The sequence below is a fragment of the Methylobacterium sp. FW306-05-D genome (genome assembly GCF_058782155.1).
The window spans coordinates 85,634-107,101 of sequence record NZ_JBYSXL010000002.1 but is presented as its reverse complement, the minus strand read 5'-3'; the positions used below and the strand labels follow the sequence as shown (position 1 = coordinate 107,101).

Annotated in this window: 37 protein-coding genes; 23 read left to right on the top strand and 14 right to left on the bottom strand. The window is 67.2% G+C overall.

Annotated elements, in window-relative coordinates; genetic code table 11:
- Nucleotides 1-4: 4 nt before the first annotated feature.
- The 10 genes from AC3WLN_RS01720 to AC3WLN_RS01675 all read right to left on the bottom strand — a co-directional run bounded on the left by AC3WLN_RS01720 (nucleotide 5) and on the right by AC3WLN_RS01675 (nucleotide 5,998).
- Nucleotides 5-859 carry an MT-A70 family methyltransferase gene (locus tag AC3WLN_RS01720; protein ID WP_492479149.1) on the bottom strand — a complete coding sequence of 285 codons (855 nt, stop codon included), beginning with the start codon at nucleotides 857-859 and terminating at the stop codon, nucleotides 5-7.
- The gene (locus tag AC3WLN_RS01715) at nucleotides 856-1,737 is read right to left on the bottom strand and encodes a DNA adenine methylase (protein ID WP_492479148.1); all 882 of its coding nucleotides are present in this window, start codon (nucleotides 1,735-1,737) and stop codon (nucleotides 856-858) included. The genes AC3WLN_RS01720 and AC3WLN_RS01715 overlap by 4 nt, the downstream gene beginning before the upstream one ends.
- Nucleotides 1,734-2,195 carry a RusA family crossover junction endodeoxyribonuclease gene (locus AC3WLN_RS01710; RefSeq protein ID WP_492479147.1) on the bottom strand — a complete coding sequence of 154 codons (462 nt, stop codon included), beginning with the start codon at nucleotides 2,193-2,195 and terminating at the stop codon, nucleotides 1,734-1,736. Before AC3WLN_RS01710 ends, AC3WLN_RS01715 begins: the two co-directional genes overlap by 4 nt.
- Nucleotides 2,196-2,210: 15 nt before the next feature.
- Entirely contained in the window at nucleotides 2,211-2,831 is a 621-nt protein-coding gene (locus tag AC3WLN_RS01705) for a hypothetical protein (protein WP_492479146.1), read from the bottom strand.
- A gap of 93 nt (nucleotides 2,832-2,924) precedes the next feature.
- On the bottom strand, nucleotides 2,925-3,593 hold the full coding sequence (locus AC3WLN_RS01700) for a Gp49 family protein (protein ID WP_492479145.1): 669 nt from the start codon (nucleotides 3,591-3,593) through the stop codon (nucleotides 2,925-2,927).
- 52 nt (nucleotides 3,594-3,645) lie between these two features.
- Entirely contained in the window at nucleotides 3,646-4,296 is a 651-nt protein-coding gene (locus AC3WLN_RS01695) for a DUF2829 domain-containing protein (RefSeq protein WP_492479144.1), read from the bottom strand.
- Nucleotides 4,297-4,350: 54 nt separating this feature from the next.
- A complete protein-coding gene (locus tag AC3WLN_RS01690; protein ID WP_492479143.1) occupies nucleotides 4,351-4,557 on the bottom strand; it encodes a hypothetical protein in 207 nt (68 codons plus the stop codon).
- A 42-nt stretch (nucleotides 4,558-4,599) separates the two neighbouring features.
- Nucleotides 4,600-4,905, bottom strand: a complete 306-nt coding sequence (locus tag AC3WLN_RS01685) for a hypothetical protein (protein WP_492479142.1) — start codon at nucleotides 4,903-4,905, stop codon at nucleotides 4,600-4,602.
- A gap of 3 nt (nucleotides 4,906-4,908) precedes the next feature.
- On the bottom strand, nucleotides 4,909-5,394 hold the full coding sequence (locus AC3WLN_RS01680) for a hypothetical protein (RefSeq protein WP_492479259.1): 486 nt from the start codon (nucleotides 5,392-5,394) through the stop codon (nucleotides 4,909-4,911).
- Nucleotides 5,395-5,812: 418 nt separating this feature from the next.
- The gene (locus AC3WLN_RS01675) at nucleotides 5,813-5,998 is read right to left on the bottom strand and encodes a hypothetical protein (RefSeq protein ID WP_492479141.1); all 186 of its coding nucleotides are present in this window, start codon (nucleotides 5,996-5,998) and stop codon (nucleotides 5,813-5,815) included.
- A 107-nt stretch (nucleotides 5,999-6,105) separates the two neighbouring features.
- Between AC3WLN_RS01675 and AC3WLN_RS01670 the strand changes: the two genes are divergently transcribed.
- Nucleotides 6,106-6,351 (top strand): hypothetical protein, encoded by a 246-nt coding sequence (locus tag AC3WLN_RS01670; RefSeq protein WP_492479140.1) that lies wholly within the window; start codon nucleotides 6,106-6,108, stop codon nucleotides 6,349-6,351.
- A gap of 199 nt (nucleotides 6,352-6,550) precedes the next feature.
- On the opposite strand, the gene AC3WLN_RS01665 is transcribed toward AC3WLN_RS01670, so the two are convergent.
- On the bottom strand, nucleotides 6,551-6,739 hold the full coding sequence (locus AC3WLN_RS01665; RefSeq protein WP_492479139.1) for a hypothetical protein: 189 nt from the start codon (nucleotides 6,737-6,739) through the stop codon (nucleotides 6,551-6,553).
- Between the two features lie 159 nt (nucleotides 6,740-6,898).
- Between AC3WLN_RS01665 and AC3WLN_RS01660 the strand changes: the two genes are divergently transcribed.
- Both AC3WLN_RS01660 and AC3WLN_RS01655 read left to right on the top strand, forming a co-directional pair.
- Nucleotides 6,899-7,654 (top strand): LexA family protein, encoded by a 756-nt coding sequence (locus tag AC3WLN_RS01660; protein WP_492479137.1) that lies wholly within the window; start codon nucleotides 6,899-6,901, stop codon nucleotides 7,652-7,654.
- Between the two features lie 422 nt (nucleotides 7,655-8,076).
- Complete coding sequence (locus tag AC3WLN_RS01655) at nucleotides 8,077-8,466, top strand: hypothetical protein (RefSeq protein WP_492479136.1); 390 nt, start codon at nucleotides 8,077-8,079, stop codon at nucleotides 8,464-8,466.
- Nucleotides 8,467-8,500: 34 nt separating this feature from the next.
- Here AC3WLN_RS01655 and AC3WLN_RS01650 read toward each other — a convergent pair whose 3' ends face one another.
- Nucleotides 8,501-8,758, bottom strand: coding sequence for a hypothetical protein (locus tag AC3WLN_RS01650; RefSeq protein ID WP_492479134.1), 258 nt, complete (start codon nucleotides 8,756-8,758; stop codon nucleotides 8,501-8,503).
- Nucleotides 8,759-8,928: 170 nt separating this feature from the next.
- Between AC3WLN_RS01650 and AC3WLN_RS01645 the strand changes: the two genes are divergently transcribed.
- The 17 genes from AC3WLN_RS01645 to AC3WLN_RS01565 all read left to right on the top strand — a co-directional run bounded on the left by AC3WLN_RS01645 (nucleotide 8,929) and on the right by AC3WLN_RS01565 (nucleotide 17,733).
- Nucleotides 8,929-9,420, top strand: a complete 492-nt coding sequence (locus tag AC3WLN_RS01645; RefSeq protein WP_492479132.1) for a hypothetical protein — start codon at nucleotides 8,929-8,931, stop codon at nucleotides 9,418-9,420.
- Nucleotides 9,420-9,659 carry a hypothetical protein gene (locus AC3WLN_RS01640; RefSeq protein ID WP_492479131.1) on the top strand — a complete coding sequence of 80 codons (240 nt, stop codon included), beginning with the start codon at nucleotides 9,420-9,422 and terminating at the stop codon, nucleotides 9,657-9,659. Before AC3WLN_RS01645 ends, AC3WLN_RS01640 begins: the two co-directional genes overlap by 1 nt.
- Before the next feature lie 55 nt (nucleotides 9,660-9,714).
- The gene (locus tag AC3WLN_RS01635) at nucleotides 9,715-10,149 is read left to right on the top strand and encodes a hypothetical protein (RefSeq protein WP_492479130.1); all 435 of its coding nucleotides are present in this window, start codon (nucleotides 9,715-9,717) and stop codon (nucleotides 10,147-10,149) included.
- A 65-nt stretch (nucleotides 10,150-10,214) separates the two neighbouring features.
- Nucleotides 10,215-10,454, top strand: coding sequence for a hypothetical protein (locus tag AC3WLN_RS01630; RefSeq protein WP_492479129.1), 240 nt, complete (start codon nucleotides 10,215-10,217; stop codon nucleotides 10,452-10,454).
- Nucleotides 10,451-10,681 carry a hypothetical protein gene (locus AC3WLN_RS01625; RefSeq protein ID WP_492479128.1) on the top strand — a complete coding sequence of 77 codons (231 nt, stop codon included), beginning with the start codon at nucleotides 10,451-10,453 and terminating at the stop codon, nucleotides 10,679-10,681. Before AC3WLN_RS01630 ends, AC3WLN_RS01625 begins: the two co-directional genes overlap by 4 nt.
- Complete coding sequence (locus tag AC3WLN_RS01620) at nucleotides 10,678-10,905, top strand: hypothetical protein (RefSeq protein ID WP_492479127.1); 228 nt, start codon at nucleotides 10,678-10,680, stop codon at nucleotides 10,903-10,905. The genes AC3WLN_RS01625 and AC3WLN_RS01620 overlap by 4 nt, the downstream gene beginning before the upstream one ends.
- A gap of 8 nt (nucleotides 10,906-10,913) precedes the next feature.
- Complete coding sequence (locus tag AC3WLN_RS01615) at nucleotides 10,914-12,206, top strand: AAA family ATPase (RefSeq protein WP_492479126.1); 1,293 nt, start codon at nucleotides 10,914-10,916, stop codon at nucleotides 12,204-12,206.
- A 5-nt stretch (nucleotides 12,207-12,211) separates the two neighbouring features.
- Nucleotides 12,212-13,186, top strand: a complete 975-nt coding sequence (locus tag AC3WLN_RS01610) for a PD-(D/E)XK nuclease family protein (protein WP_492479125.1) — start codon at nucleotides 12,212-12,214, stop codon at nucleotides 13,184-13,186.
- The gene (locus tag AC3WLN_RS01605; protein WP_492479124.1) at nucleotides 13,183-14,298 is read left to right on the top strand and encodes a DEAD/DEAH box helicase family protein; all 1,116 of its coding nucleotides are present in this window, start codon (nucleotides 13,183-13,185) and stop codon (nucleotides 14,296-14,298) included. Before AC3WLN_RS01610 ends, AC3WLN_RS01605 begins: the two co-directional genes overlap by 4 nt.
- Nucleotides 14,298-14,513 (top strand): hypothetical protein, encoded by a 216-nt coding sequence (locus AC3WLN_RS01600; protein ID WP_492479123.1) that lies wholly within the window; start codon nucleotides 14,298-14,300, stop codon nucleotides 14,511-14,513. The genes AC3WLN_RS01605 and AC3WLN_RS01600 overlap by 1 nt, the downstream gene beginning before the upstream one ends.
- Nucleotides 14,507-15,352, top strand: coding sequence for a hypothetical protein (locus tag AC3WLN_RS01595; protein WP_492479122.1), 846 nt, complete (start codon nucleotides 14,507-14,509; stop codon nucleotides 15,350-15,352). Before AC3WLN_RS01600 ends, AC3WLN_RS01595 begins: the two co-directional genes overlap by 7 nt.
- Nucleotides 15,330-15,710, top strand: a complete 381-nt coding sequence (locus AC3WLN_RS01590) for a helix-turn-helix domain-containing protein (protein ID WP_492479121.1) — start codon at nucleotides 15,330-15,332, stop codon at nucleotides 15,708-15,710. Before AC3WLN_RS01595 ends, AC3WLN_RS01590 begins: the two co-directional genes overlap by 23 nt.
- On the top strand, nucleotides 15,710-15,850 hold the full coding sequence (locus AC3WLN_RS01585) for a hypothetical protein (RefSeq protein ID WP_492479120.1): 141 nt from the start codon (nucleotides 15,710-15,712) through the stop codon (nucleotides 15,848-15,850). The genes AC3WLN_RS01590 and AC3WLN_RS01585 overlap by 1 nt, the downstream gene beginning before the upstream one ends.
- On the top strand, nucleotides 15,850-16,134 hold the full coding sequence (locus AC3WLN_RS01580) for a hypothetical protein (RefSeq protein WP_492479119.1): 285 nt from the start codon (nucleotides 15,850-15,852) through the stop codon (nucleotides 16,132-16,134). The genes AC3WLN_RS01585 and AC3WLN_RS01580 overlap by 1 nt, the downstream gene beginning before the upstream one ends.
- Nucleotides 16,131-16,556, top strand: a complete 426-nt coding sequence (locus AC3WLN_RS01575) for an ASCH domain-containing protein (RefSeq protein WP_492479118.1) — start codon at nucleotides 16,131-16,133, stop codon at nucleotides 16,554-16,556. The genes AC3WLN_RS01580 and AC3WLN_RS01575 overlap by 4 nt, the downstream gene beginning before the upstream one ends.
- Entirely contained in the window at nucleotides 16,553-16,855 is a 303-nt protein-coding gene (locus tag AC3WLN_RS01570) for a hypothetical protein (RefSeq protein WP_492479117.1), read from the top strand. The genes AC3WLN_RS01575 and AC3WLN_RS01570 overlap by 4 nt, the downstream gene beginning before the upstream one ends.
- Nucleotides 16,852-17,733 (top strand): hypothetical protein, encoded by an 882-nt coding sequence (locus AC3WLN_RS01565; protein WP_492479116.1) that lies wholly within the window; start codon nucleotides 16,852-16,854, stop codon nucleotides 17,731-17,733. The genes AC3WLN_RS01570 and AC3WLN_RS01565 overlap by 4 nt, the downstream gene beginning before the upstream one ends.
- On the opposite strand, the gene AC3WLN_RS01560 is transcribed toward AC3WLN_RS01565, so the two are convergent.
- Nucleotides 17,730-18,923 (bottom strand): RNA-guided endonuclease InsQ/TnpB family protein, encoded by a 1,194-nt coding sequence (locus AC3WLN_RS01560; protein ID WP_492479258.1) that lies wholly within the window; start codon nucleotides 18,921-18,923, stop codon nucleotides 17,730-17,732. The genes AC3WLN_RS01565 and AC3WLN_RS01560 overlap by 4 nt on opposite strands.
- A 374-nt stretch (nucleotides 18,924-19,297) precedes the next feature.
- Here AC3WLN_RS01560 and AC3WLN_RS01555 point away from each other — a divergent pair, with 374 nt between their 5' ends.
- Genes AC3WLN_RS01555 through AC3WLN_RS01545 form a run of 3 tightly spaced genes read left to right on the top strand, consistent with a single transcriptional unit; the run spans nucleotide 19,298 to nucleotide 20,152 of the window.
- On the top strand, nucleotides 19,298-19,696 hold the full coding sequence (locus AC3WLN_RS01555; RefSeq protein WP_492479115.1) for a hypothetical protein: 399 nt from the start codon (nucleotides 19,298-19,300) through the stop codon (nucleotides 19,694-19,696).
- Nucleotides 19,689-19,934 carry a hypothetical protein gene (locus AC3WLN_RS01550; protein ID WP_492479114.1) on the top strand — a complete coding sequence of 82 codons (246 nt, stop codon included), beginning with the start codon at nucleotides 19,689-19,691 and terminating at the stop codon, nucleotides 19,932-19,934. The genes AC3WLN_RS01555 and AC3WLN_RS01550 overlap by 8 nt, the downstream gene beginning before the upstream one ends.
- A complete protein-coding gene (locus AC3WLN_RS01545; RefSeq protein ID WP_492479113.1) occupies nucleotides 19,931-20,152 on the top strand; it encodes a helix-turn-helix domain-containing protein in 222 nt (73 codons plus the stop codon). Before AC3WLN_RS01550 ends, AC3WLN_RS01545 begins: the two co-directional genes overlap by 4 nt.
- Here the strand turns inward: AC3WLN_RS01545 and AC3WLN_RS01540 are convergent.
- The gene (locus tag AC3WLN_RS01540; protein WP_492479112.1) at nucleotides 20,074-21,294 is read right to left on the bottom strand and encodes a tyrosine-type recombinase/integrase; all 1,221 of its coding nucleotides are present in this window, start codon (nucleotides 21,292-21,294) and stop codon (nucleotides 20,074-20,076) included. The two genes, AC3WLN_RS01545 and AC3WLN_RS01540, sit on opposite strands and share 79 nt — an antisense overlap.
- Nucleotides 21,295-21,468: the final 174 nt, after the last annotated feature.

Sequence of the window (21,468 nt, the reverse complement as noted above, 5' to 3'; positions counted from 1 at the left end):
CGTGCTACTCCGCCGCCAGGAGGGCGGGCGCGGGCGCCGGCTGGTAGAGGTTCACAAAGTCGGGCCGGGGCGTGCGCTGGAAGGCCTCGCCATAGGGCGGGAAGCTGCAGGCGCGGACGAGGTCGTAGAAGGCCTCGGGCTTCTCGGAGTTGGCACCGACTGGCCAATCGTAATCGGTGCGGGCGGAGCGGGCCGCAGGACGGGTCCGTAGCGTACCGCGCACCGCGAAGATCACGTGCTCGGTGCTGTTCCGGAAGTAGCGCCCGAATCCGATATCGGGCTTGGTCCAGGTCAGCACGGTCTTGTGCTCGAAGCCCCAAGCGGCGAGCAGCCTGGGCGCCAGCAGGATCGTGTTGTTGGTGACCCAGAGGTAGAGGTGCGCGTCGTCCTCGGCCCAGTCCGCCACCGGCATGGCCTGGATCTCGTCGAGCGACATCAGCGCATAGTCGTGGCCGGCCGCGTCCGAGATGTTGTCCTCGGCCCACGGGGGATCGACCACCAGGGTGCGGTGCCGGCCCGCGACGGGCTGCAGGCCGAGTACTCGCGCCTCGTCCTGGGCGCGCAGCAGCTTGGTGTGGGGACCGTTGACCTTGCCGGTGCGGTCCATCTCCTCGAGGAGGGCGCCGAAGCGCGCCGGGTCGGCCTCGGCCGCCCGGCAGATATCGCCGATCTTGTCGACCTGCCGGCCGGAGATCCCGAACCGGGCGCCGATCCGGTCGCGGACCTCGGAAGGTCCGGAAATTTTCCGACCCTTACGGCCGTGGGCCATGCGGTCGCGAGCCTCGGCCCGCTCGCGTTCGAGCAGGGCCTGCCCCATCGCGTGCAGCTCGCTCGGGCGGAACGTCGGGCCGGGCTTCATGCGGCACCTGCAATGTCGAAGAGGTGGGCCTGAGCGAAGACTGAGCCGAAAGCCTCCAATCGGGCGGCGGCGCGCGGGTTGATCCAGAGCACTTCGGTGCGTGCCCGGGCGCCATCGGCCAGCGCGGCACGCTCAACGCGGCGCCAAGAGGACAGCGAGGCCTCGTAGGCTGGCGCCGGGTAGCCAGAGAGGACGACCATGCCTTCCAGGCCATGCACGGTGTCGAGCAGGCGCGCGTGGTCCTCGCTCGTGAGTTCGTGCCGATAGACGTGATACCGGCCCCCCGCGCGCCGCGACTTCTGCGAGCGCGTCTCCGGCAGGTAGGGAGGATCGAGGTAGTGGAGCGCCTCAGGGCCGTCGTGCTGGGCTAAGACCTCGAAAGCATCCCGGCATTCGATCACCACCCCACGCAGACGCTCGATCAGGATCACCAGGGCGTCGGGGAAATTCGCCCAGTCCTGCGCCGGTGTGGTGCCGTTGCGGTTCGCGTTCGCCCGGAATCCGGTGGTGACCGCTCGATTGAAGCCGTCGGAGCCGAAGCCCATGAACGACCGGACGACGAGGCGGCGGGCTTCTTCGACGGGATCGGTAGCGATCTCGTAGGCCTGCTCGAACTCCGCCCGTGCGAACGGCGTCGCGCGCAGATCAGCGATAAGCCGCGGAGCGTCCGCCGAGCGCAGCACGCGGAACAGGTTCACGACGAGGTCGTCGAGGTCGTTATAGATCTCGGCGTGAGACCGGGGCTTGCGCAGAAGCACGCTGCCCGCCCCTCCGAACACCTCAGTGTAGAGACGGTGCGTCGGGAGGTGCTTCAGCACCCATGGGGCGAGCAGCCACTTGCCGCCGTGCCAGCGAAGGAGGGGGCGGGTCGCCTTCATGACACGAGGTCCTGGACGAGCGGCGCGGCCGGCTCGATGCGGAACACCAGGGCAGGGGTCTCCGCGTAGGCCTTGCGGACGAAGCCATCGACCACGGAGGCGTCATCGCCCCAGACGATGCCGTTGAAGGCGTCGGAGCACTTGGCGATGTTGTCCCAGTCCGGCTTGACCTCGGGCCGGACGAGGCCGGCCAGGGCCTCCGCGCGCTTTCGCTTCGAGAAGCTCTTCGGGATAGGGAAATAGGCGTACACGCTCACGCAGAGCGGGCCCGTGATCTTCGGCGCCCCTGCCATGGTCGCGGTCGCTGCCTTGCGCAGCTCGGCCTCGTAGGCGCGGGTCGCAGCGTCGGAGTACTGCTGCGACCGCGGCGCGCGGCCGGGGACGGTCACGACGCGCGAGCGATGCCGGCCCTTCCCGCGCGGGGGACCGGCCAGGCGGATGATGATGGGTTCTGGCACCGCTCGCGCTCCGGCTCAGGCGTCGACAGCGGTGCGGGTCGTGTCGGCCGGCATCTCCGGCGCGGGCGGGGCGTCGCCACCGGCAGCGGTACGACGGCGCCGGCGAGGCTTGCCGCCAGCGGTCTCGGCCTGATCGCCTTCGTTGCCGTCCTCTTCCCCCTCGTCGGGGGTGGGGTCGAGCTCCTTCAGCTTGAGCTCGGTCTCCTGCTGGAAGACGCCGTCCTCGTCGATCGGGAGGTCGGGCTGATCCTTGTCGGCTTTGGCCGCGGCCCGCTCGCCGAAGAAGACCTGGGCGTCTGCGAACACTAGGATGGCGGAGCCGCCACCGTGCTCGGCGAGCCGGGTGATGTCCTCGACCGTACCGGACGCACTCACCTTGAGCTTGATGCCGTCCTTCACGGTCCACTCACCCGTGGTCACGAGCATGTGCTCAAACCCAGCGTGGGCGACCATATCGACGGACCCACGGACCACGTCGCGCGAGATTTTCTCGACCGTCGCGATGGTCCGCTTCTGCTGTGTTTCGGTAAGCTTGGTCCAGGGCTCTTCTAAGCCTCGAAGCACATCGAGGAACTGGTCGCGGATGTCGCCGGACAGGGTCTCGGCTTGCATCTCGACTGTATTTGTGGCTTCCATCGTCTCTCTCCACAGCACGGGCACCTCGCCCGATCTCGATGCCGCCCGGACCCCGCTTGCCTCGCAGGGTTCCGGGCGGTGTTGTTTCGGGGGTTAGGCGACCGGCTTCAGGCGGGGCTCGCCGCGGGAGCGCAGGTCCTGGGACGTGTGGGGGGCTTCGATGGCTCCGCCCTGATCGCGCAGCGAGGAGGCGGCGGCCGAAAGCGTCTCTCGCAGCAGGTACGCCTCGAAAGCCCAGATCTGCCGGACCGCATCGTCGTAGGCGTAGCGCTCGCCGGCGGCCTGGTCGTAGTTCTCGGGAGAGACGCAGGCCGACTTCCCGACAAAGGTGAAGCCGTTCCGCATGGTGATGATGCAGATCGTCAGCACGCCGGAGCGGAAGTACTCGGCCTCGCCGATCTTGGCCTTGATCGCGTCGAGGGTGACGCGCGGGGCCGTCGACTTCTCGACGATCGCGTCGGCCTCGTTGCGGCTCAGCGCCGGATCACCGCTGCTGTCGGCCGAACGTGAGGCGACGGTGTAGGTCGCCTGGAAGATCTCATCGTTGCACGGGTAGAGCTCACCAGTGACCTGCCGGATGATCCACTCGCCCGGCTGAGCGACGACGGCTCCATGGTTCGTCTGAACGACGCACGAGCTGTCCTCGCGGAAAGCCAGCGTGCCGGCGACGATACCCTCGTGGATGAAGGTGTCGCCAGGGATCTCGCCAGCCCGCAGACGGACGGCTTCGACGGTGACGGGCTTCTTCGTGAAAGCGGACACGGGCGGTCTCCAGTGTGAAGCAGGGTGTGAAGGGGGAGCGCTCAGGCGGGCGTCAGACGACGCACCAGTCCTCGGCGAGCATGTCCGTCTGGGATGCGAGCCAGCCCATGAGGATCTCGCCGGTGGCGGTCTTCATGGTGATGCAGGGCAGGACAGTCGCGGAGCCGCCGCTCGCCTCGGCGTATTCGCGGTTGTTGCTCGACCAGAACTGCTCGGCCGAGATGGTGCGCCCCTTCAGCGGGCCGCTCAGGGCGAGCCACATCGACTTGCCGTTCCAGCCGTCCCGGGCGATCCGATTGCCGTCCTTCAGCGCCTCAATGGCCTGGCCGAAGGTGAGCCCCCGGCCGCCGCCCTCGTAGGACTTGCGGTGCTCGGCCGGGCGGATCGCGGAATAGCCATCGTCGAAGGCGGCGCGCGGCGAGAACGAGAGGTAGCCGTCCGGATGCGCCTCGTCGGGCGCGTACCGGACCAGCATGCTGCCGGCCTGGGGCGTACCGCGCGCGGTGATGTCCGCCGGGACCTTGACCGGGATGTTGGCCCCGCCATCGTCGACGACCGCGATCAGACCGCGCTCGTCGTTCGGGTCGAGATCGAGCCGGACGAGCGGGTACGCCTCGACCTGCTTGTGGCTGACGTGCGTGGGCGTGAAGGGGCGCGCCTTGCTGTCCGCGAACGCCAGCGCCTGCTCTGTCCCATCGACCATGGTGTGCTCCTGGAGGTGGAGCCGAGCGGCACCGCGCCGCCCGGCGAGGGCGGGTCAGACCGCGGATGCGCCTGCGGTCTCGACCTCGACGGCCGCGATCGGGGCTTCGATGACCTGGATCGAGCGCGTCGAGTGGACGTAGAAGCTCTGCTCAGCGCCCGGCTGCACGTCGGTCGTGGTCGTCGAGGCGGTGTCGAACGTCGTGACGCGGCCGACGTAGCTTGCGCCCTCGGGCACCTTCACGGTCACTTGGGTGGTCATGGTGGTTCTCTCCGGTTTCACGCCTTAGGGGGCGAGCAGGGGTCAGCCGACGCGGCGGTTGATGCGCGCGAGGGCTTCGTCGATGCGGCGGGCAGGGCTGCGAAGGGCGCCGATGCGCCGGTGCAGGTGGTCGACCATGCACTCGGGAGCATGGTCCTTTGCGGAGGTGCCCTCGGGACGAGGCTCGGGCCCGCACAGGATGCTGGCGATCCGCTCGGCTTCTTCGGCGAGAGCGCACATTTCGCTGTGCTGATGCTCCAGGCTTTTGACGGCCTCGGAGATCGTGTTCGGCGGCAATTCGGCAGATTGCGGACCACTCATGCTCTTGTTGGCGTAGGCGGATTCCATGGGTCACTTCTCCTCGTGGGCCGCCTGCCACAGCGGCAGGTCGGTCAGATCCACCGGCACCCGCGGCGCACGCGATCGAGCATGCGCAGGGGCCAGTGCCGGTACGGTCGGACGTCCTGGACGGCGCGGAGCTGCTGCTTGAGCGACCGCCGATCCTGGTGTTCGCGCAGGAGGCGCCGCAGCGCCCGAAAGAGCCGCATGGAGTTCCTCCCGAAGAGCGTTGTTGCCGGCCTCGACCTTGTCGGCCCGGGCCTCGATCGTTGCGCAGACGCGGGCGTAGAGCGTCGCGATGTTGAGGGCGTCGTGCAGGCCGACCGTGACGTCCGGCGCCCGTCCGAGAACCTTGCGGACCCAGGTCGCCGAGCGTCCGAGTGGCGCGCCGACGAGCCCGTAGGCCCGCATCCGTGATCCAGCGCTGCGCTCCCGTTCGGCCACCAGGGCGGCCAGCGGCGAGCGTGCGCGTTCGAGTGCCTGTTCGGCCGTGATCATCACGCGACCGTCTCCCGACTTTGACCGCATTCGGTCAGCCCTCCGTGCTTCAAGAAGATCGAAGCAACGGAGGCTGATGGGTGCGGGGAGGTGGACCAGAGACGCAGTACAGACGCGGGATCGACAGCTTGGCGGCGTCGACGATCACGCGAGCAGAAGGGGCGACCGCCGGCGGTGCCGAGCGGTCGCGAGTTGGCGGCGTGGGAGGAGTCCGCCGCGGTAAGGGGAGGGGATGCGCTGCCCTGGCGCCGGGGAAGGCCGGGCCGGGCGGCGCACTCACGCACCGGAGCAGCAAGAGCTCGACGGGCGCGATCTCGGAAAGGGACGTCGGGCCCGCGTGTCGAAACGAGGGGGGCAGTCGCGAGTCCGACGATCGGCCGGTTCAGCCCGGCGCGATGGGAAAGGGGGAGGGCGGCGCTCACGACGCCACCCGTGCCGCGACGAGGCAGACCGCCCCGCAGGCGAGGATCAGTCCGCAGAACGCCGCGACGTCGCGCGATTCCGGGCCGCCCGAGCCGCGCCCGCCCGCGAGCGTCGCCACGAGCGCCGCATCGAAGGCGCACAGGATCGCCAGGAGGCAGAAGAGGGCGGGGACCGGCGCCATGTCAGCGCGCCCCGCAGAGCGCAGACGCGGACGGGATGCACGCCGAGATGGCATGTCCCGTCCGGTCCGCTACCTTGGTCAGTGCCAACCGAACCAAGGAGCCAAGAATGTCATCAGGAACCGATCGCAGCGCAGTGCAGGCAGATGCACCGCATCGCTCCGTCGCCACGGAGGTGATCCTGCGCAACCTATTCCAGGCGCTAGAAAAGCGGCACGCTGGTCTTACGGAAGAAGTAGTCGCAGCGGTGAATGCCGAACTTGCAACTCTGGAACCCTCGAACACAGGCGAGGAAGAGTTCATCGAGGTGATGAAATCCGCCGCGCAATCAGTTCTAGGAAAGCCGCTCATCTAAGACACCACCAAAGTGTCGTCACGACCTGCGGCCTGTTCCGGCGCGATCCGAGTATCACCGACGCAGCTGGACAACCGCAGGTCGTTGGAGACCTCGTTGGCGAAGCACTCCAGACTTTGCCGACGAGCCCCAGCCGCAGCGATCCGCGCGTCGATCCGCCGGTCGAGCCAGCGCGTCAGGGGAGCGAGGAGCCGGCGCATCACGCGGCGCTCGCTTCGGACGGCACGACCGTCTTCGCGGGACGCGGGACGTCAATTGGCCAGTCGGCCTGGTCCGGCCAATGATCGGAGAACCATTGCAGACCGTTGTGGATGCGCTCGGAGCCCATGTCGGCACCGTCGCGCAAGCGCAGAATGGCGTTGCCCGAACCGTAGACGATAGTGGACACGCGCGCTTCGGACCGCCCCACGAGGTTCGCGTAGGCTTCCGAAACAGTGAGGAGCTGGTCTCGAAGTCTCATGGGAGGGGACGATGCGCTAAGTTTATCGCGTGGTCAACGATAAACCTATCGCTCCGTATCCACAGCTTTGCGCGATAGATTTCGCGCATGGCATCAGACGACGATCAGGCGGTCCTTACGCGCATTCAAAGTCGGATCGACTCGCTTGGTTTGAGTGAGCGCGGCGCGGCAGAAGCTGCAGGTCTCAGCGCCTCAGCCATCAGAAACATCCGGGAGGGCAAGTCGCAGTCGCCTCGGCTCGACACCATGCGCAAGTTGGCACCAATCCTGAAGGTATCGCCAGAGTGGCTCGCATTCGGCGTCGATGAGGATATCGCCAAGGCGCAGGAAGCAACCGCAGCCTTGGCGCACGATCCATCACTCAAGGTTATAGGCGAGGTGGCGGCTGGTCGTTGGCTTGAAGCCGACGACCATGTCGACGTGCCGGAGTTCGACCCGGTGCCTGTCCGTCCCGATGAGCGCTGGCGCGCAGAGGATCAGTTTGGGCTGGTCGTTCGCGGCTCATCCCTGAACCGCGTCGCGATCGACGGCGACATCCTTGCGTGCGTCGATGCCATCGCCGCCCGTTACAGGCCCGCCGAAGACGATCTGGTCATCGTGGAGATGCGTCGAAATTCCGGCCTGCTGCGGCAGCGTACAGCCAAGCGCTACATGAAACAGGGTAACCACGTGGAGCTATGGCCTGATTCGGATGATCCGCGCTGGCAGAAGCCGATCATCATCCCGCAGGGACCGACTGCCCTCGAATCCATGATTGAGGACGAGGACGGGAGGATCGAGGTGTCGATTATCGCGCTCGTCACCTGGGTACACCGACCCATTCAGCGAAGACGACGCCCGTGAATGGTTCGCCTCTGGCACGAGCAATTATGATTTAACAAGGGAAGCATCACTGAATGTCGCTAAAGGGGTATAAAAAATGGCTTTAGTCGAGGGCGCCAAATTTACTGAGGGCACAGTAGCCGTTGATGGCAATCAGTATCACAAATGCGAATTTACTGATTGCTACATTGAGTACTCAGGCGGCCCAATGCCATCATTCAGACAATGTCACTTTACTAGATGTTCTCTTGGGTTGGCTGGTCCTGCTGCCGCGACCATGCAGTACTTGAGGGCTATTTATCACGGCTTCGGAAGCTGGGGTCAAGGTAGCTTTGATCTCATGGTGGAGCAAATCAAATCGGAGAAACCTAGCAACGTTAGCTCCCCTAAAGTCGATATTGGCAACACCGGCCGTGTCTAAATCCGCCAGATCTTCCTCGCCCTTGGATATCACGCATGAAGCCCCACCGGCTTCAGAGAATGAGGTCTCTTCCGGCCGCCTTGGAATCCGAGTCCTGCAAAGCAGGCCAGATAGTATCAAGACACATATAATCGAAGATAAAGATTTAGAAAAAATAGTCGGTCTAGCCTCTCCAGTAACATTGGGCGTATCCACAACTTCGGCTGGAGCATTTTTAGGACTACTTCCATCAGTAGCCTCATTAATCAAGTCTCTCTATCAGCCAAAACAGATCGACGGCCCTGATGTAGTATTGTCTATCATAGCTTTTGTTTGCTTATCAATTTCAATAACAACAGGCATATTTGCTGCTCGCGCAATCGGAAAGGCAAAGAAGGATATCAATGAAATTAGAGGCCGACCGATGCAATAGGGCGTTTAGATAAGCGAGCAACCATCACCAACGGCTAGAAAGGGAGCGCATCCACAACGCCCACTGGCACCCGCCCGTATGTAGCGATCGTTACGGCCTCACCCTCATCGAACTCGCCGACTCCTGTCCGATAGAATGCCGCGGCGCCCACTGCGTGGCCGCCATTCACGCGCCCCTCCGCCATCTTGCGTGCCTCGTCCGCGTTCTTGCAGGTCCAGAACCGCCCCTGGATGAGCTTGCCCAGGCGGTCGGTGATGAACGCCTGCACGCCGTAGAGATCCCTGCCTGCCATCGTCTGCTCCAAGCCATGTTGGGTGATGCTCGGTCAGGAAATAGAACATATCAAGAACGATCTTCTGCCTCTGTCTGCGCCAAATGCGAGATATTTAGCGCAATGGGATTGACGCGATAAAATTAGCGCGCATACTCCCGCCATCGCCCCACCGCGATGGAGCCGCCCCGGTGACCACCCTCCCGAACATCCCCCTCTCTCGCTCGGCGCTCCTCGGCGTCCTGACGACGATCCAGAACGGCCCGACCTTCGCGCACCAGGACATCATGTCGATCGCCGGCATGTGCTCCCACGCCGAGCTGGCCGATCATGTCCTGGCGTCGTTCCAGCGGCTCGGCACGGCGGAGAAGGTCTTCGCGCTTGAGGCGCTCCAGGCCCGGGTCGCCCCGGCGCCGGCATACATGGTCCCGCAGCCGTGCCAGCAGCAGCAGGCCCAGGCCTACGATCCGCTCTGCCCCGTGATGGATGCGGCCTACTTCGAGCGCATGGCGGTCAAGATGGCCGACCCGGCCTGGCCGAACATCGAGCCGATACTCGCCGAGGGCGAGGCCGCCGCTAAAAACGCGGCCGCCCGGTATGTCGCCACCCAGAAAGAGACCGCCGAACGCCTCGCGATCAAGGGTCAGCTCGCGCTTTCCGGCCGCTACGGGCGGGCCGCCTGATGGCCGCACGCACCGTCGCCGACACCGGCATCCGCGCCGAGCTCGTCCCCGCCGCGGGCCGTCCGATCGACCGCGCCTTCCGCGAGATCGACGCCCTCGGCGGCTGGTTCGATCCAAAGGACCGCGAGGCCGCCGCCCGCAACAACCTGCTCGAACAGGTCCTCGCCATCCTGGAGCGCCACGGCGCCGTGGACCCGACCCTGGCGCGTCCCGCCCAGGACCTCCGCGACGCCGCCTGAGCGTCGCCCTCCCGCCTTCACCCCCGAGCGCACCGCGCTCCAACACGAGAGCACCATGTCGAACACCCGAGTCATCGAAGCTGACCTTGGCGCCTTCCTTGGTGCCCTGGCCGCGAGCCGTATCGGTGGTGGCGAGAAGCCGAGCCCGAAGCGGCCCGTGGCGCAAGACATCGCTGCTCTGAAGGCGGCCGCCGCACGGTACGCTCTGACGGACCCCTTCAAACCCGGCGATCTCGTCACCCCGCGCGCGGACAGCCCGCTCGCTAACGCCGGCCGCCCGTTCATCGTGCTGGAGGCGCCGGAGTACCCGAGCCGCGAGTTCGTCGCGACGGACCCGAAGCACGTCGACAGCGAGCGCTACGGCGCCAAGCTCGACATCCGCGTCGCCTCCGTCTGCGGGTGCGACCACGGCGAGATCCGGCCCTACTGGGAAGAGAGCTGGATGTTCGAGCCGTTCGTCGAGCCGGTCGCGGAGAGCGCCGCCGCCTGAGCCGCCCACCGGGCCGCTCACGCCGGGCGGCCCGGCCCATCTCTCCCATCCCTGCGAGCCCAACCGTGTCGGACGCTCAACTCGCCTGCCTGCTCCCCGCCTGCGCCGCCCTCGGCGTCGCCGCGATCTTCGCCGCCGCCGATCTCATCGAACGCGCGGTCGGCGGCCTCGCCACCCCGGCTGAGATCGACGAGGCGCTGCACGCCATCGCCGGCCACGCGCTGCGCATCGCCTTCCTGGTGCCGGCGCTCTCCACCGGCGCTCTGGCCCTGGCCCTCGGCCTCGCCCGGAGGGTCCGGCCATGAAGACCCGTCGCCAGCGCATCGGCGAGTGGCTCGAGGAAAAGGCCCGGCGCGTCCAGGCGCATCTTGCCGGTCAGATTATCTGCGCGCGCTGCGGCGCGACGGCCGGGACCTACAACACCGCCTGCACCGCGCGCCTCGACGATCCCTGTCCCGGATTCCGGACCGTCGAGGCGGCCGACGCGATGGTCCGCGCCTCGTTCCCGATGCCGAGCCGGGGGCAGGCATGAAGCCCGCCGCTTTCCGCGCCCGCCTCCTGGCCGCCGGCCTCGCCGGCCCGTTCCGGGTCCGCTCCGCGTCCGAGCCGATCGTCGTCGATCGCGACGACCATCCGGTCTCGATGCCGCTCCCGACGCTGAGTCCGGCGGACCGGCTCTGGCTCGCCGAGAAGATGGCCGCCGATCTCAACGAGCGCGCCCGCTTCGCCTCTCCCCTTCCTCAAGCCGCCGAGTGACCGCCGTCATGAAGATCATTGAACTGCAGGCCGAGAACGTGAAGCGGCTCCGCGCCGTCACGATCATGCCCGAGGGCAACATCGTCGAGATCAGCGGCCGGAATGGCCAGGGCAAGAGCAGCGTGCTCGATGCCATCTGGTGGGCGCTGTCCGGGACCTCGAACATCCAGGCCAAGCCGATCCGGAAGGGTCAGGAAGAGGCGCGCATCAGCGTCGACCTCGGCGAGTTGAAGGTGATCCGCACTTTCAGCCAGCGCGAGGACGGCAGCTACACCACGAAAGTCTACGTCGAGAACGGGGAGGGCGCCCGGTATCAGTCCCCGCAGAAGATGCTCGACGGCCTCCTCGGCGCGCTGACGTTCGACCCGCTCGCCTTCACCCGCATGGACGGCAAGGCCCAGCTCGAAACCCTGAAGCGCTTCGTGCCCGGCGTCGACTTCGCCGCGATCGAGAAGGCCAGCAAGGCCGATTTCGACCGGCGCACCGAGGTGAACCGGACGATCCGCAGCCTGCGCTCGCAGGCCGTCAGCATCGAGGTCCCGGCCGACACCCCGGCCGAGCGCATCGATGACGCGGCCCTGGTGGCGAAGATCCAGGAGGCCGGCGAGCACAACACGCTGGTCGAGCGGCGCCGGGCGAACCGCGAGACCTTCATCGCGGAGACCGAGCGGCTGGAGGATCGCGGCATCGAGCTCGCGAAGCAGGCGCAGGCCCTCCTCGACGAGGTCCGCGAGATCCAGGCCAGCGCCGCCAGCAAGCGCCAGCAGCTCGCCGACGCCGAACCGCTCCCCGAGCCCATCGAGACCCACGAACTCCGCCAGCGCATAGCCGACGCGGGCCGGATCAACGCCGCCGTCGCCCAGCGCGAGCAGCGCGACCGGATCGAGGCGCAGGTGAAGGAAGCCGAGGCCGAGGCGGCCGCGCTCACCAAAGCGATCGAGGACCGCGCCGCCGAGAAGCGCGCTGCCATCGCCAAGGCCGAGCTGCCCGTGCCCGGTATCGGGTTCGGCGACGACGAGATCCTGCTCAACGAGGTCCCGTTCGACCAGGCGTCGAGCGCCGAGCAGCTGCGCACGTCCGTCGCCATCGCCATCGCGGCCAACCCGAAGCTCCGGGTGATCCGCGTCCAGGACGGCTCGCTCCTCGACGAGGAGGCCATGCGCATCCTCGCCGAGATGGCGCAGGCCGCCGACTACCAGGTGTGGATCGAGGTCGTTCAGTCCGGCCGATCCGCCGCCATCGTCATCGAGGACGGCGCCGTCGCCGGCTCGATGGTCGTCGCTACCGAAGCAGCGGAGTGAACGCCATGCAGATCCTCGACCACGAAGAGGGGCGCGTCGCGGCGCCCGGCCTCTACCACATGCCGGCGAAGGTCTATCACGCCGATCCGGCCCCCGAGCCGTCGCTGTCCTCGTCGATCGCGAAGGTGCTCATCAACCAGAGCCAGGAGCACGCCTGGGCCGAGCACCCGCGTCTGGGCAAGGCGCCCGACGCCGATCGCGATCCGACCCGGCCGATGGAGATCGGCACCGCGGCCCACAAGCTGATCCTGGGGCACGGCGCCGACCTCGTGATCATTGACGCGGCGGACTACAAGGGTGGGGCCGCGAAGACCGCCCGGGCCGCAGCCTACGCCGCCGGCGACGCGCCGATCCTGCTCCCGGACTGCGAGAAGGCCGAGACGCTCGCCGAGCAGGTCAAGATCCGGCTCGCCCGCATCCCCGGCTGCGAGGGCTTCCAGTCTGCACCGGCCGAGGTCGTCGCCATCGCCCGCGACGTGTCCGGCGCCTGGCTCCGCATCATGATGGACCGCGTCGAGATCCACGACGACCACGCGATCATCTGGGACGTGAAGACGGGCGACACGTCCGCCGCGCCCCAGACGCTCGGCCGCCGCGTCGAGCAGATGGGTATGGAGGTCCAGGGGGCGTTCTACACCCACGTCCTGGGGCTGCTGTTCCCGCACCTGCAGGGCCGGATCGCGTTCCGCTGGATCTTCATCGAGAACGACGCGCCCCACGGGGTGTGCGTCGCCGAGGCCGATGCCGCCGGCCTGCACGTCGGTGCCCACAAGGTCGTGCTCGCGCTCACCCGCTGGAACAAGGCGCTGAAGAGTGGGGTCTGGGCCGGCTACCCGACGCAGATCGTCCGCGTCGAGTACCCGGAGTGGGCCCAGAAGAAGTGGCTGGAGCGCGAGGAGCTCGAACTCGCGCAGGAGGTCCAGAACTTCGACCTCAACAGCAGCCCGTGGCGTCCTCTGGATTGGGGGAATGCAGCGTGAGCTTCTCCTTCGTCCCAGCCGTTCGCGAGCAGGTCTCGCTCCTCATCGGCCTCGCCGGCGCCAGCGGCAGCGGCAAGACCAAGAGCGCGCTGCGCCTCGCCGAGGGGATTTCCCCGGCCGGGCGGATCGCCTTCATCGACAGCGAGGCCCGGCGCGGGCTTCACTACGCCGACAGCCACCGGTTCCAGCATGCCGACATGCGGCCCCCCTTCGGGCCGGATCGCTGGATCAATGGCATTCGGGCTGCGGAGGCGACCGGCGCCGAAGTCGTGATCCTCGACAGCTTCAGCCACGAATACGACGGCGAGGGCGGAATCGTCGACTGGGCCGACCGTCTGGCCGAGGGCACCCCGAAGCCCGGCATCGAGCATCCCCGCAAGAAGGGCGACCACCAGGACTGGTGGAAGGATTGGGCCGAGAAGCCGGTCGACAGCCCGGGCAACTGGAAGGCCCCGAAGATCGCCCACAAGCGGATGATGAACGCGATCCTGCAGTGCCGGGCGACGCTGATCTTCTGCCTGCGCGCCGACGAGAAGATCAGGATCGCGAAGGACGCCCGCGGCAAGACCGTGGTCGAGCAGCTTGGATGGATGCCGATCTGCGAGAAGCGGTTCATGTACGACATGACGGCGAGCTTCACGCTGTCACCGGACTCGCCCGGCATCCCTCGGTTCGATCTGCCGCACAAGCTCCAGCAGCAGCACCGGTCCTTTTTCCCCGAGGGTCGCGCGATCGACGAGGATTGCGGGCGACGGCTCGCCGCGTGGGCAAAGGGTGGCGCTGCCCCGCAGAAGACAGCGCCGAAGGATCAGGACAGGCCCGAGGAGAAGCGTCTCCCAGTTCCCGGCGGCGACGCTCCGAGGCCGGGGTCCAGCCGTGACCGCCTGTTCACCGCCGCCCGGGCCGAGGCGGCGAAGGGCAGCCAGGCGCTTCGCACCTTCCGGCAGAGCCTCGCCAGTGCGGCCGATCAGGCCCTGAACGAGATCACCGCCGAACTCGACCGCTCCGCGGCCGTCGCGGACGACCGGGACGACGACTTCCCCGGCTTCGCGCCGCTCAACGCGGACTCGCGCGGCGACGGCGAGCCCGGCCAGCACAGCGAGGCCGCGTGATGTGCAACGCCTGCGCCTTCCAATGCTGCGCCTCGGACGAGTTCGAGCGCTGCGGCTGCGACCATTGCCACGAGCCGGATTGCTGGGACGAGCCCGAGGACCTCGACGGGACCGACGAGGCAGGCATCCCGGACGACGAGGAATACCGGCTCGCCGCCTGTCCCTGCGCTCCGGCGCCCGCCCGCTTCCGCTGTGAGGAGATCCGCCCGTGCTGACCAAGCTCCGGCCCATCCGGGCCCTTAACTTCCCGGACACGACACCTGGCGGCGAGACCGAGGCGATGCCTCGCTTGGCGATGATGTCGCCGACCGATCTCCTGATCGACGAGTCCTACCAGCGTGATCTCTCGCAGCGCTCCATGCGCCTCATCCGCAGGATCGTTGCGGAATGGTCCTGGCGCGCCTTCAAGCCGCCGGTGGTGGTGACCACCGACGCTGGCTGCCACGTCATCGATGGGCAGCACACGGCGATCGCGGCGGCGACCCATCCCGATGTTACCGAGATCCCCGTGCTGATCGTTCAAGCGGACGATCAGCAGAGCCGCGCCGACTCGTTCGTGAGGCACAACCGCGATCGCCTCACGGTCACCGGCATGCAGCTGCACCACGCACTCGTGGCTGCCGGCGACGAGAACGCCGTGACCATCCAGCAGGTCTGCGACCGGGCCGGAGCCCGGGTGCTGCGCTTCGCCCCGGGAAACGACCGCTGGCAGATCGGAGACACGATGGCGATCGAGGTCCTGCGCTCGCTCGTCCATCGCCGGCACGCGAAAGGTGCCCGGGAGGTCCTGCAGGTCTGCGTGGATGGGCGCATGGCACCCGTCTCGGCCGCGGCGCTGAAAGCCGTCGAGCACATCCTCTACGCCCCCGAGTTCGCTGGCCAAGTCCACCCCGACGATGTCGCCACGACCATCCGCGAGCTCGGCGCGCGCGCAGATCGAGAGGCCGCGCTCTTCGCCGCTCAGTTCGGCGTCCAGCGCTGGCGTGCCCTCGCAACCATCCTGTTCCGCAACACCAAGAAGGGTCGGTCCAATGGACGTCGCGCGGCGGCTTGAGGTGGTCGAGCAGGAGAACTTGCTCCTGCGCGAACGGGTGTCGGCTCTGGAAAGCATCCTGATGGAGTGCGTGCAGCCGCCCATCGAATGGGGTCTGACGGGGCAGGAGGCCCGCGTCTTCGGCGTGTTGGTGAACCGCGAGCTCGCGACCAAGGACGCGATCATGGCTGCGCTCTATGCCGATCGGGTCACCGCGGAGGAGGAGGCCGAACCGAAGATCGTCGACGTGTTCGTCTGCAAGATCCGGAAGAAGCTCAAGCCGTTCAAGGTCGGCATCACGACCGTCTGGGGGCAGGGCTACGCGCTCGATGCCGACACCAGGGCTCTCTACCGGCGTTCTACCACGAGGGCCGCCTGATGGCCGCCCCCATCTGCCCGGCCTGCGGGACCGCCGCGCGTCTCACCGACGGCGCCGAGATCTACCCGCACCGGCCCGACCTCGAGGCCCTCGCCGAGCGTGGCGAGCGCCCGACCCAAGCGACGACCGAGGCCGCGTGATGCCGCCCGAGCTTGACCTCTTCGGCTTCGAGCGGCCGGTCCTCTCGAAGCTCGAGCGCAAGCGCCAGGCGCGCCGGGCAACCGAACGTCCCCGTGGCCACGCCGCCCGGCCCAACACCGGGCTCGAGGGCGAAACCTGCGGATCCTGCCGGCACCTGGTTCGACGGCAGATGTCGAAGACCTACCCGAAGTGCGGCCTCAATCGGGCCGGCTGGACCCACGGGCCCGCCACGGACGTCCGCGTCCGCGACCCCGCCTGCAGCAAATGGGAGAAGCCCGAGTGAAGACGCTGCCCGCAATCTCCATCCGCCAGCCCTGGGCGCACCTGATCCTCACCGAGGGGAAGGACATCGAGAACAGGTCTTGGCCGACCCGCTTCCGAGGACCGGTGCTCATCCATGCCGGCAAGGGAATGACCCGCTCCGAATGGGATGACGCCATGGACTTCGTCGACAGCGCCTTCCCGCTCGACGCGGAGATGCGGCTTCGTCGGAGGGCCCGTGCACATAACGATGCGCCCCGCGGCGGTATCGTCGGCGTGGCCGAGATTGTCGATTGCGTGAGCGCCAGCTCCTCGCCGTGGTTCTTCGGCCCCTACGGCTTCGTGCTCCGCAATGCGCGACCTCTCAAGTTCAGCCCGCTTCGAGGGCAGCTCGGGTTCTTCAACGTGCCGGGAGACGCCCTCGACATCGGAGCTGCGGCATGACCGCCCCGTCCCTGCTCCTCGCCGCCCGCAAGGCGCCCGACCGGCGCGAGCGCATCCTCCGCATGGCCGAGACTATGCGCGAGCGGATCAACGGCCTGTCCGAGGGCTGCACCGTCGAGGACCTCCAGGCGGCCGGCTTCACCGAGGCCGAGGCCTACGCCTACCGCGACGACGCGATCGGCGTCCTGGGCGGCCGACCCTCGCCGCTGCGCACCATCCCCATCGGCCGCCTCAAGGGCATCGCCATGGTGAAGACCGCCCGCGCCATCCGCCGCAGCATCGAAGGAGCCTCCGCGTGAAACAGACCCAAGCAAAGGGAGACCGCCTGATTCCGGCCGAGATGACGGCCGCCACGCAGGAGCGGATCGCTTTCAACCTCTGCGACGAGTTCGGGTCCGACTTCGTGGCGGCCAACCAGCGGTTCGCGAAGGCCGTCTATGCCGAGGTTTACTCCGCGGGGCGGCCCACCGGGACCGAGGCGGGGCGGGGCGTGGGTGCGGAGGCTGAACTGGCCGCATCCGTGGCCGAGACGGTGAAGGAAACCGGCGGCTGGTGGAAGTCGTGCACCGGCTGTCACGAGACGAACGAAGGTCACGAGACCGGCCACTACTCCTACAGCAGGATCTTCCGGTGCCATGTCGGCTCGGGGTGCAGCGAGTGCGGCGGCCTCGGCGTCCGGTGGGAGCACGACACCGAAGCTGACTTCGCCGCGATGGCCGCTGAATTCGCCACCACGCCGCCAGTCTCGCCCTCGCCCGACAGCACGACGAGACTCCGCGTCACCTACAAGGAGTTGATCGAGGCGGCTGACGACATGCTCAACAGCCTGCCGCCGCATTGGCACGATGACGCCACGGTTCGGCTGATGGACGCGCGAGACGATGCCCGTGAGGCGATCCAGGCCGCAGAGCAAGACGACCTGTACGCCCTGGACGAGCCCACGCCCGACAGCACGGGGCCTGCGGACACGGATGCCGTGGGTGCGCTGATCACGCTTGTCGATGAGCTTTGCGCGTCGCTGGACAACGGAGCGGAAGACATCGGCGGCGACCGGAAGCCGATGGTCATCATCGGCGAGATCGGTCCCGCGCTGATGGCGGCCAAGAGGTCCCGAAGCCGGACCTCGCCCGACAGCGCGGGGCAGGGGGACGCTCAGACCCAGGAGGGCGGACGTTAACATCCTCCCCGACTGCTAAGCCGAGGATTTTCAGAGATCACAAGATCTCCTCCAGTTGACGCTTCAAAGGGCAGCCTATGCAAACCCTCCACGTCCAGCAACGGTGTGCTCCACCGCCGTTTGATATTGACCGAAGCATTGATGTCGGCGTGGTCAGCATGACCACAGGAGACGCAGACGAAGCGCGCTTGGCTTTCGCGGCTTCTTGCATCAACGACGCCGCACGCGGCACAGGTTTGGCTCGTAAAGCGAGCCGGCACAGTGACGACTTGCCCGCCACGTTCCTCCATCTTGTACGTGAGAATGGCAGCAAACTGGTACCATCCCGCGCTCAGGATGGCTCGGTTCAGACCAGCCTTCTGACGAACCTTCTTGCCCGGCTCCTCAACTGTGCCTCGCGCAGTGCTCGTCATAGCCCGCGTGTTGAGATCTTCGAGAACGGCAACACCAAAGTGCCTTGCAATATCAATGGCGGCACGATGGTGGAACTCGCGCCGGATGCGAGCTTGGCGAGCCTGAAGGCGGGCGACGCGGGCCAATGCTCGGCGGCGGCGATTAGACCCTCGCTTGCGTCGGGCGACGACCCTCTGAGCCCTACGCTTACGGATTTCGATCCGCTCCAAGCTTTCGGGCATACTCATGACCTCACCCGAGGAAAGGGCGAGGGTTGTCGCTACGCCGCGGTCGATGCCGACAACGTCCATGCACGGCGCAGGAGCTTCGTGGGCAATCTCGCATGCGAAGGAGATGTGCCAGCCGAGCGGGTCGAGGGATATTGCGGCGTTTCTAACCACGCCTCGGATAGGACGGCTATCACGGTATTTGACCCAACCGATTTTTGGCAGACGAACCGCCGACCAGTCTGCATTGAGCCGCCTCGTTGCGATCTCGCGACCAGGGAAGCGAAACGTATCGTCCACACCACGGCGGCGTGGGCGGGGGAAGGCAGATCGGCCAGCGAAGAAATTCTGGAAGGCTCTATCCAGATCGCGCATCGCCTGCTGCTGACAAGATACGTATACTGCACGCACCCAGTCGAACTCAGCACGCAGCTTTGTCAGTTCCGCAGCCTGACTGACGTAGCCAAGTCGGTGTCTCCGGCCCCAAGTCTCTCTCTGTTCGAGGGAGAGATTATAGACGAGACGGCATACGCCAGCGAACTGCCGGAACAGGTCTTCCTGCTCGGGCATCGGTTCCAGCTTGTAGCGGAAGCCGCGCGAAATCATGCCGCTACGCTACCACAGATCGCCAACCTCACCAATCAAGAGGTCACCGCTCGCCGCGTCACCGAGGTCTCGCCCCTGCCCCTGCGGATCGTTCGGAGGGAGGTCGGTAGCCATGGTCTGTCAGAATTGCGACGGCCACGGGACCGTAGTGCTCGACCGATCTTGGTTTATCGCTGACGGATACAGGCTGAGCGCATGCCCGATCTGCGAAGGGTCCGGCATCAATCCAACCGGCTTCAAAGAGGCTGGTCAAGGCTGGCTTTCACAACAGCGTCTGAAGCGCGAGCGAATGAAGGAGTGGGGCGGAAGCGCGCCTAAGATGAGCATGGAGGCAGCCAATGTCTGACCCCACACCCCCGGCCGTCTCGGAGGCGATGCGCGAGGCGGTGGCGCGCGGACTGCTCATCGCTCGGGAAATGATCGCGGAAAAGTATGGCGTATGGTCTCCCGAGCGCGGTCACATCTTCTCTGGCCGTGAAGTTGATGCGGTTCAGGCTATCGACGCAGCGGTCGACCTCGTCTCGGAGATCGCCCGCCGCACGGGAGAGCGGGACGCGGCGGCCTGTCCAGGCCAACGCTGCACGACGGCCAAGGAACGTGAGCGCAAACACCTGCAACACGTCGAGCGTCTTCAAACAGCCCTCAGGGCCTCAGACGCCGCCCTGTCTCGCCTGCAAGCCGACCGGCTCCTCGACGCCGTCGAGCACAACGGCATGCCGGAGATGCGCCATGGGTGAGCGCCTCCGCCGGCACACCGCCGATCACGATGACCACTGCACGCTCACCTTCCAGGGCGTGAACTGGCGCATCCGGCAGATGCGAGGGCTCGCCCGCATCGCGATCGAGGCGCTCGCCCCGGACGCAGGTTGGGCGCTGCTCGACCTCTCGCGCGCCGACCTCGACGCCTACACCGACCGGGCCGCGGACTGGCTGCGCCCTGACCTCAATATCAGCAACGCCGAGGTGCTCCCGTGACCCGCTCCGCCCCGACGCCCCTATCCTACCGACCGGACGTCGCCGCCAGCGTACTCGGTGTGAGCCGGGCCAAGCTCTACAAGATGATCGCTGCCGGCGACCTGAAATCCTACAAGCTCGGCACGGCCACCCTGATCCGTCATGAGGACTTGGCCAAGCTGCTCGACGAGGCCGAGCCGTCGCCGAGCACGAAAGCCGCCCAGACGTCCATGAGGTGACGTCGCTTCGCCAGGGCGTCACCCCGTCGATAGGCGCGCTCGGTCTCGTCGCCCACGAGATGGGCCAGCGCCGCCTCGGCGAGGTCGCCCGCGAAGTCGGTCTGCTCGTCCACCCAGTCGCGGAAGGTCGAGCGGAATCCGTGCGTGGTGATGTCGGGCTGCCTGGCGCGACGCAGCAACATGGCGAAGACCATGTCGCTCATCTTGCCGCCGCGCTGGGCCGGGAAGACGAGCGGATTATCACGCCCCTCGTCGCGTGCGCGCGTCAGGATGGCGATCGCCTCGGCCTGGAGCGGCACCCGGTGCTCCCGTCCGGCCTTCATCCGCTCGGCCGGCACGGTCCAGAGCGCTCCGGCTAGATCAATCTCTTCCCAGACCATGCCCCGGACCTCGCCGGAGCGTGCCGCCGTCAAAATGATGAACCGTAGCGCGAGCGCAGCCGGCGCATGCCGCCGGACCAGGTCGCCGTAGAACTCGGGCAGATCAGCATAGGGCAGGGCGGCATGGTGCCCGCGGCTCAGTTTCGCCGAGCGCGGCAGCAGCACGTCGAGATGGCCCCGCCACCGCGCCGGGTTCTCCGCGGTGCGATGCCCCCCGACCCGGGCCGCGTCGAGGATGCGCTCGATCCGCCCGCGGATTCGTCGGGCCGTCTCGGGCTTCTTGTGCCACATCGGACGCAGCACGCCGAGGACGTGGTCCGTGCCGATCTCGGCCACCGGCATCCGCCATAGGTCGGCGGCCTGGACCTCCAACGTCTGGCGCCACTGCTTCCGGTGCGCGGCGTTGCGCCAGGTCTCCTCCCGGTCGTCCATGTAGGTATCGGCCACGTCGCCGAACGTCACGACCTGCGGGGGCGGCGCCACCGGTTCCGCCGGCAGGTGCTTCTCGATCAGCGGATCGGTCCCGTCCGCGATCTTCGCCCGGGCCTCCGCTGCCAACTCGCGGGCCCGCGCCAGCGACACCGACAGGGCCGAGCCCAGCCCCATCTCCCGCCGTCGGCCGCCGAGCCGGTAGAGCATGACCCATCGCTTCGCGCCGCTGGCGTCGACCACGAGGTAGAGGCCGCCGCCATCCGCGTGCCGCCCGGGCGTCGCCAAGGTCTGCACCTTGCGCGCCGTCAGCCGATTGACTGCGTTCGCCATCCCACCGGTCGCCCCACCAGCACCCCACCGGCTACCCCACCACGGGGCGTCGCTTCTGGTAGCGGCCGGTAGATACCGGTAGACGTGTGACGGACTAGGCGACTGATCCGCAAGGGGGAAGTATGTCGCCTGTGGACGGCTGTAGATGCGGGGAGACTGGCATTCGAAGGACGC

Bases quoted from the DNA above. Each gene is read 5' to 3' on its own strand.
- AC3WLN_RS01640 (WP_492479131.1), top strand. From the start codon at position 9,420: ATGGCCGCACGCACCGTCGCCGACACCGGCATCCGCGCCGAGCTCGTC.
- AC3WLN_RS01570 (WP_492479117.1), top strand. From the start codon at position 16,553: ATGACCGCCCCGTCCCTGCTCCTCGCCGCCCGCAAGGCGCCCGACCGG.
- AC3WLN_RS01685 (WP_492479142.1), bottom strand. From the start codon at position 4,905: ATGGAATCCGCCTACGCCAACAAGAGCATGAGTGGTCCGCAATCTGCC.
- AC3WLN_RS01650 (WP_492479134.1), bottom strand. From the start codon at position 8,758: ATGGCAGGCAGGGATCTCTACGGCGTGCAGGCGTTCATCACCGACCGC.
- AC3WLN_RS01580 (WP_492479119.1), top strand. From the start codon at position 15,850: ATGCCGCCCGAGCTTGACCTCTTCGGCTTCGAGCGGCCGGTCCTCTCG.
- AC3WLN_RS01585 (WP_492479120.1), top strand. From the start codon at position 15,710: ATGGCCGCCCCCATCTGCCCGGCCTGCGGGACCGCCGCGCGTCTCACC.
- AC3WLN_RS01600 (WP_492479123.1), top strand. From the start codon at position 14,298: ATGTGCAACGCCTGCGCCTTCCAATGCTGCGCCTCGGACGAGTTCGAG.
- AC3WLN_RS01690 (WP_492479143.1), bottom strand. From the start codon at position 4,557: ATGACCACCCAAGTGACCGTGAAGGTGCCCGAGGGCGCAAGCTACGTC.
- AC3WLN_RS01660 (WP_492479137.1), top strand. From the start codon at position 6,899: ATGGCATCAGACGACGATCAGGCGGTCCTTACGCGCATTCAAAGTCGG.
- AC3WLN_RS01680 (WP_492479259.1), bottom strand. From the start codon at position 5,394: ATGATCACGGCCGAACAGGCACTCGAACGCGCACGCTCGCCGCTGGCC.
- AC3WLN_RS01590 (WP_492479121.1), top strand. From the start codon at position 15,330: ATGGACGTCGCGCGGCGGCTTGAGGTGGTCGAGCAGGAGAACTTGCTC.
- AC3WLN_RS01625 (WP_492479128.1), top strand. From the start codon at position 10,451: ATGAAGACCCGTCGCCAGCGCATCGGCGAGTGGCTCGAGGAAAAGGCC.
- AC3WLN_RS01615 (WP_492479126.1), top strand. From the start codon at position 10,914: ATGAAGATCATTGAACTGCAGGCCGAGAACGTGAAGCGGCTCCGCGCC.
- AC3WLN_RS01670 (WP_492479140.1), top strand. From the start codon at position 6,106: ATGTCATCAGGAACCGATCGCAGCGCAGTGCAGGCAGATGCACCGCAT.
- AC3WLN_RS01635 (WP_492479130.1), top strand. From the start codon at position 9,715: ATGTCGAACACCCGAGTCATCGAAGCTGACCTTGGCGCCTTCCTTGGT.
- AC3WLN_RS01550 (WP_492479114.1), top strand. From the start codon at position 19,689: ATGGGTGAGCGCCTCCGCCGGCACACCGCCGATCACGATGACCACTGC.
- AC3WLN_RS01540 (WP_492479112.1), bottom strand. From the start codon at position 21,294: ATGGCGAACGCAGTCAATCGGCTGACGGCGCGCAAGGTGCAGACCTTG.
- AC3WLN_RS01720 (WP_492479149.1), bottom strand. From the start codon at position 859: ATGAAGCCCGGCCCGACGTTCCGCCCGAGCGAGCTGCACGCGATGGGG.
- AC3WLN_RS01560 (WP_492479258.1), bottom strand. From the start codon at position 18,923: ATGCCCGAGCAGGAAGACCTGTTCCGGCAGTTCGCTGGCGTATGCCGT.
- AC3WLN_RS01715 (WP_492479148.1), bottom strand. From the start codon at position 1,737: ATGAAGGCGACCCGCCCCCTCCTTCGCTGGCACGGCGGCAAGTGGCTG.
- AC3WLN_RS01610 (WP_492479125.1), top strand. From the start codon at position 12,212: ATGCAGATCCTCGACCACGAAGAGGGGCGCGTCGCGGCGCCCGGCCTC.
- AC3WLN_RS01705 (WP_492479146.1), bottom strand. From the start codon at position 2,831: ATGGAAGCCACAAATACAGTCGAGATGCAAGCCGAGACCCTGTCCGGC.
- AC3WLN_RS01695 (WP_492479144.1), bottom strand. From the start codon at position 4,296: ATGGTCGATGGGACAGAGCAGGCGCTGGCGTTCGCGGACAGCAAGGCG.
- AC3WLN_RS01675 (WP_492479141.1), bottom strand. From the start codon at position 5,998: ATGGCGCCGGTCCCCGCCCTCTTCTGCCTCCTGGCGATCCTGTGCGCC.
- AC3WLN_RS01620 (WP_492479127.1), top strand. From the start codon at position 10,678: ATGAAGCCCGCCGCTTTCCGCGCCCGCCTCCTGGCCGCCGGCCTCGCC.
- AC3WLN_RS01555 (WP_492479115.1), top strand. From the start codon at position 19,298: ATGTCTGACCCCACACCCCCGGCCGTCTCGGAGGCGATGCGCGAGGCG.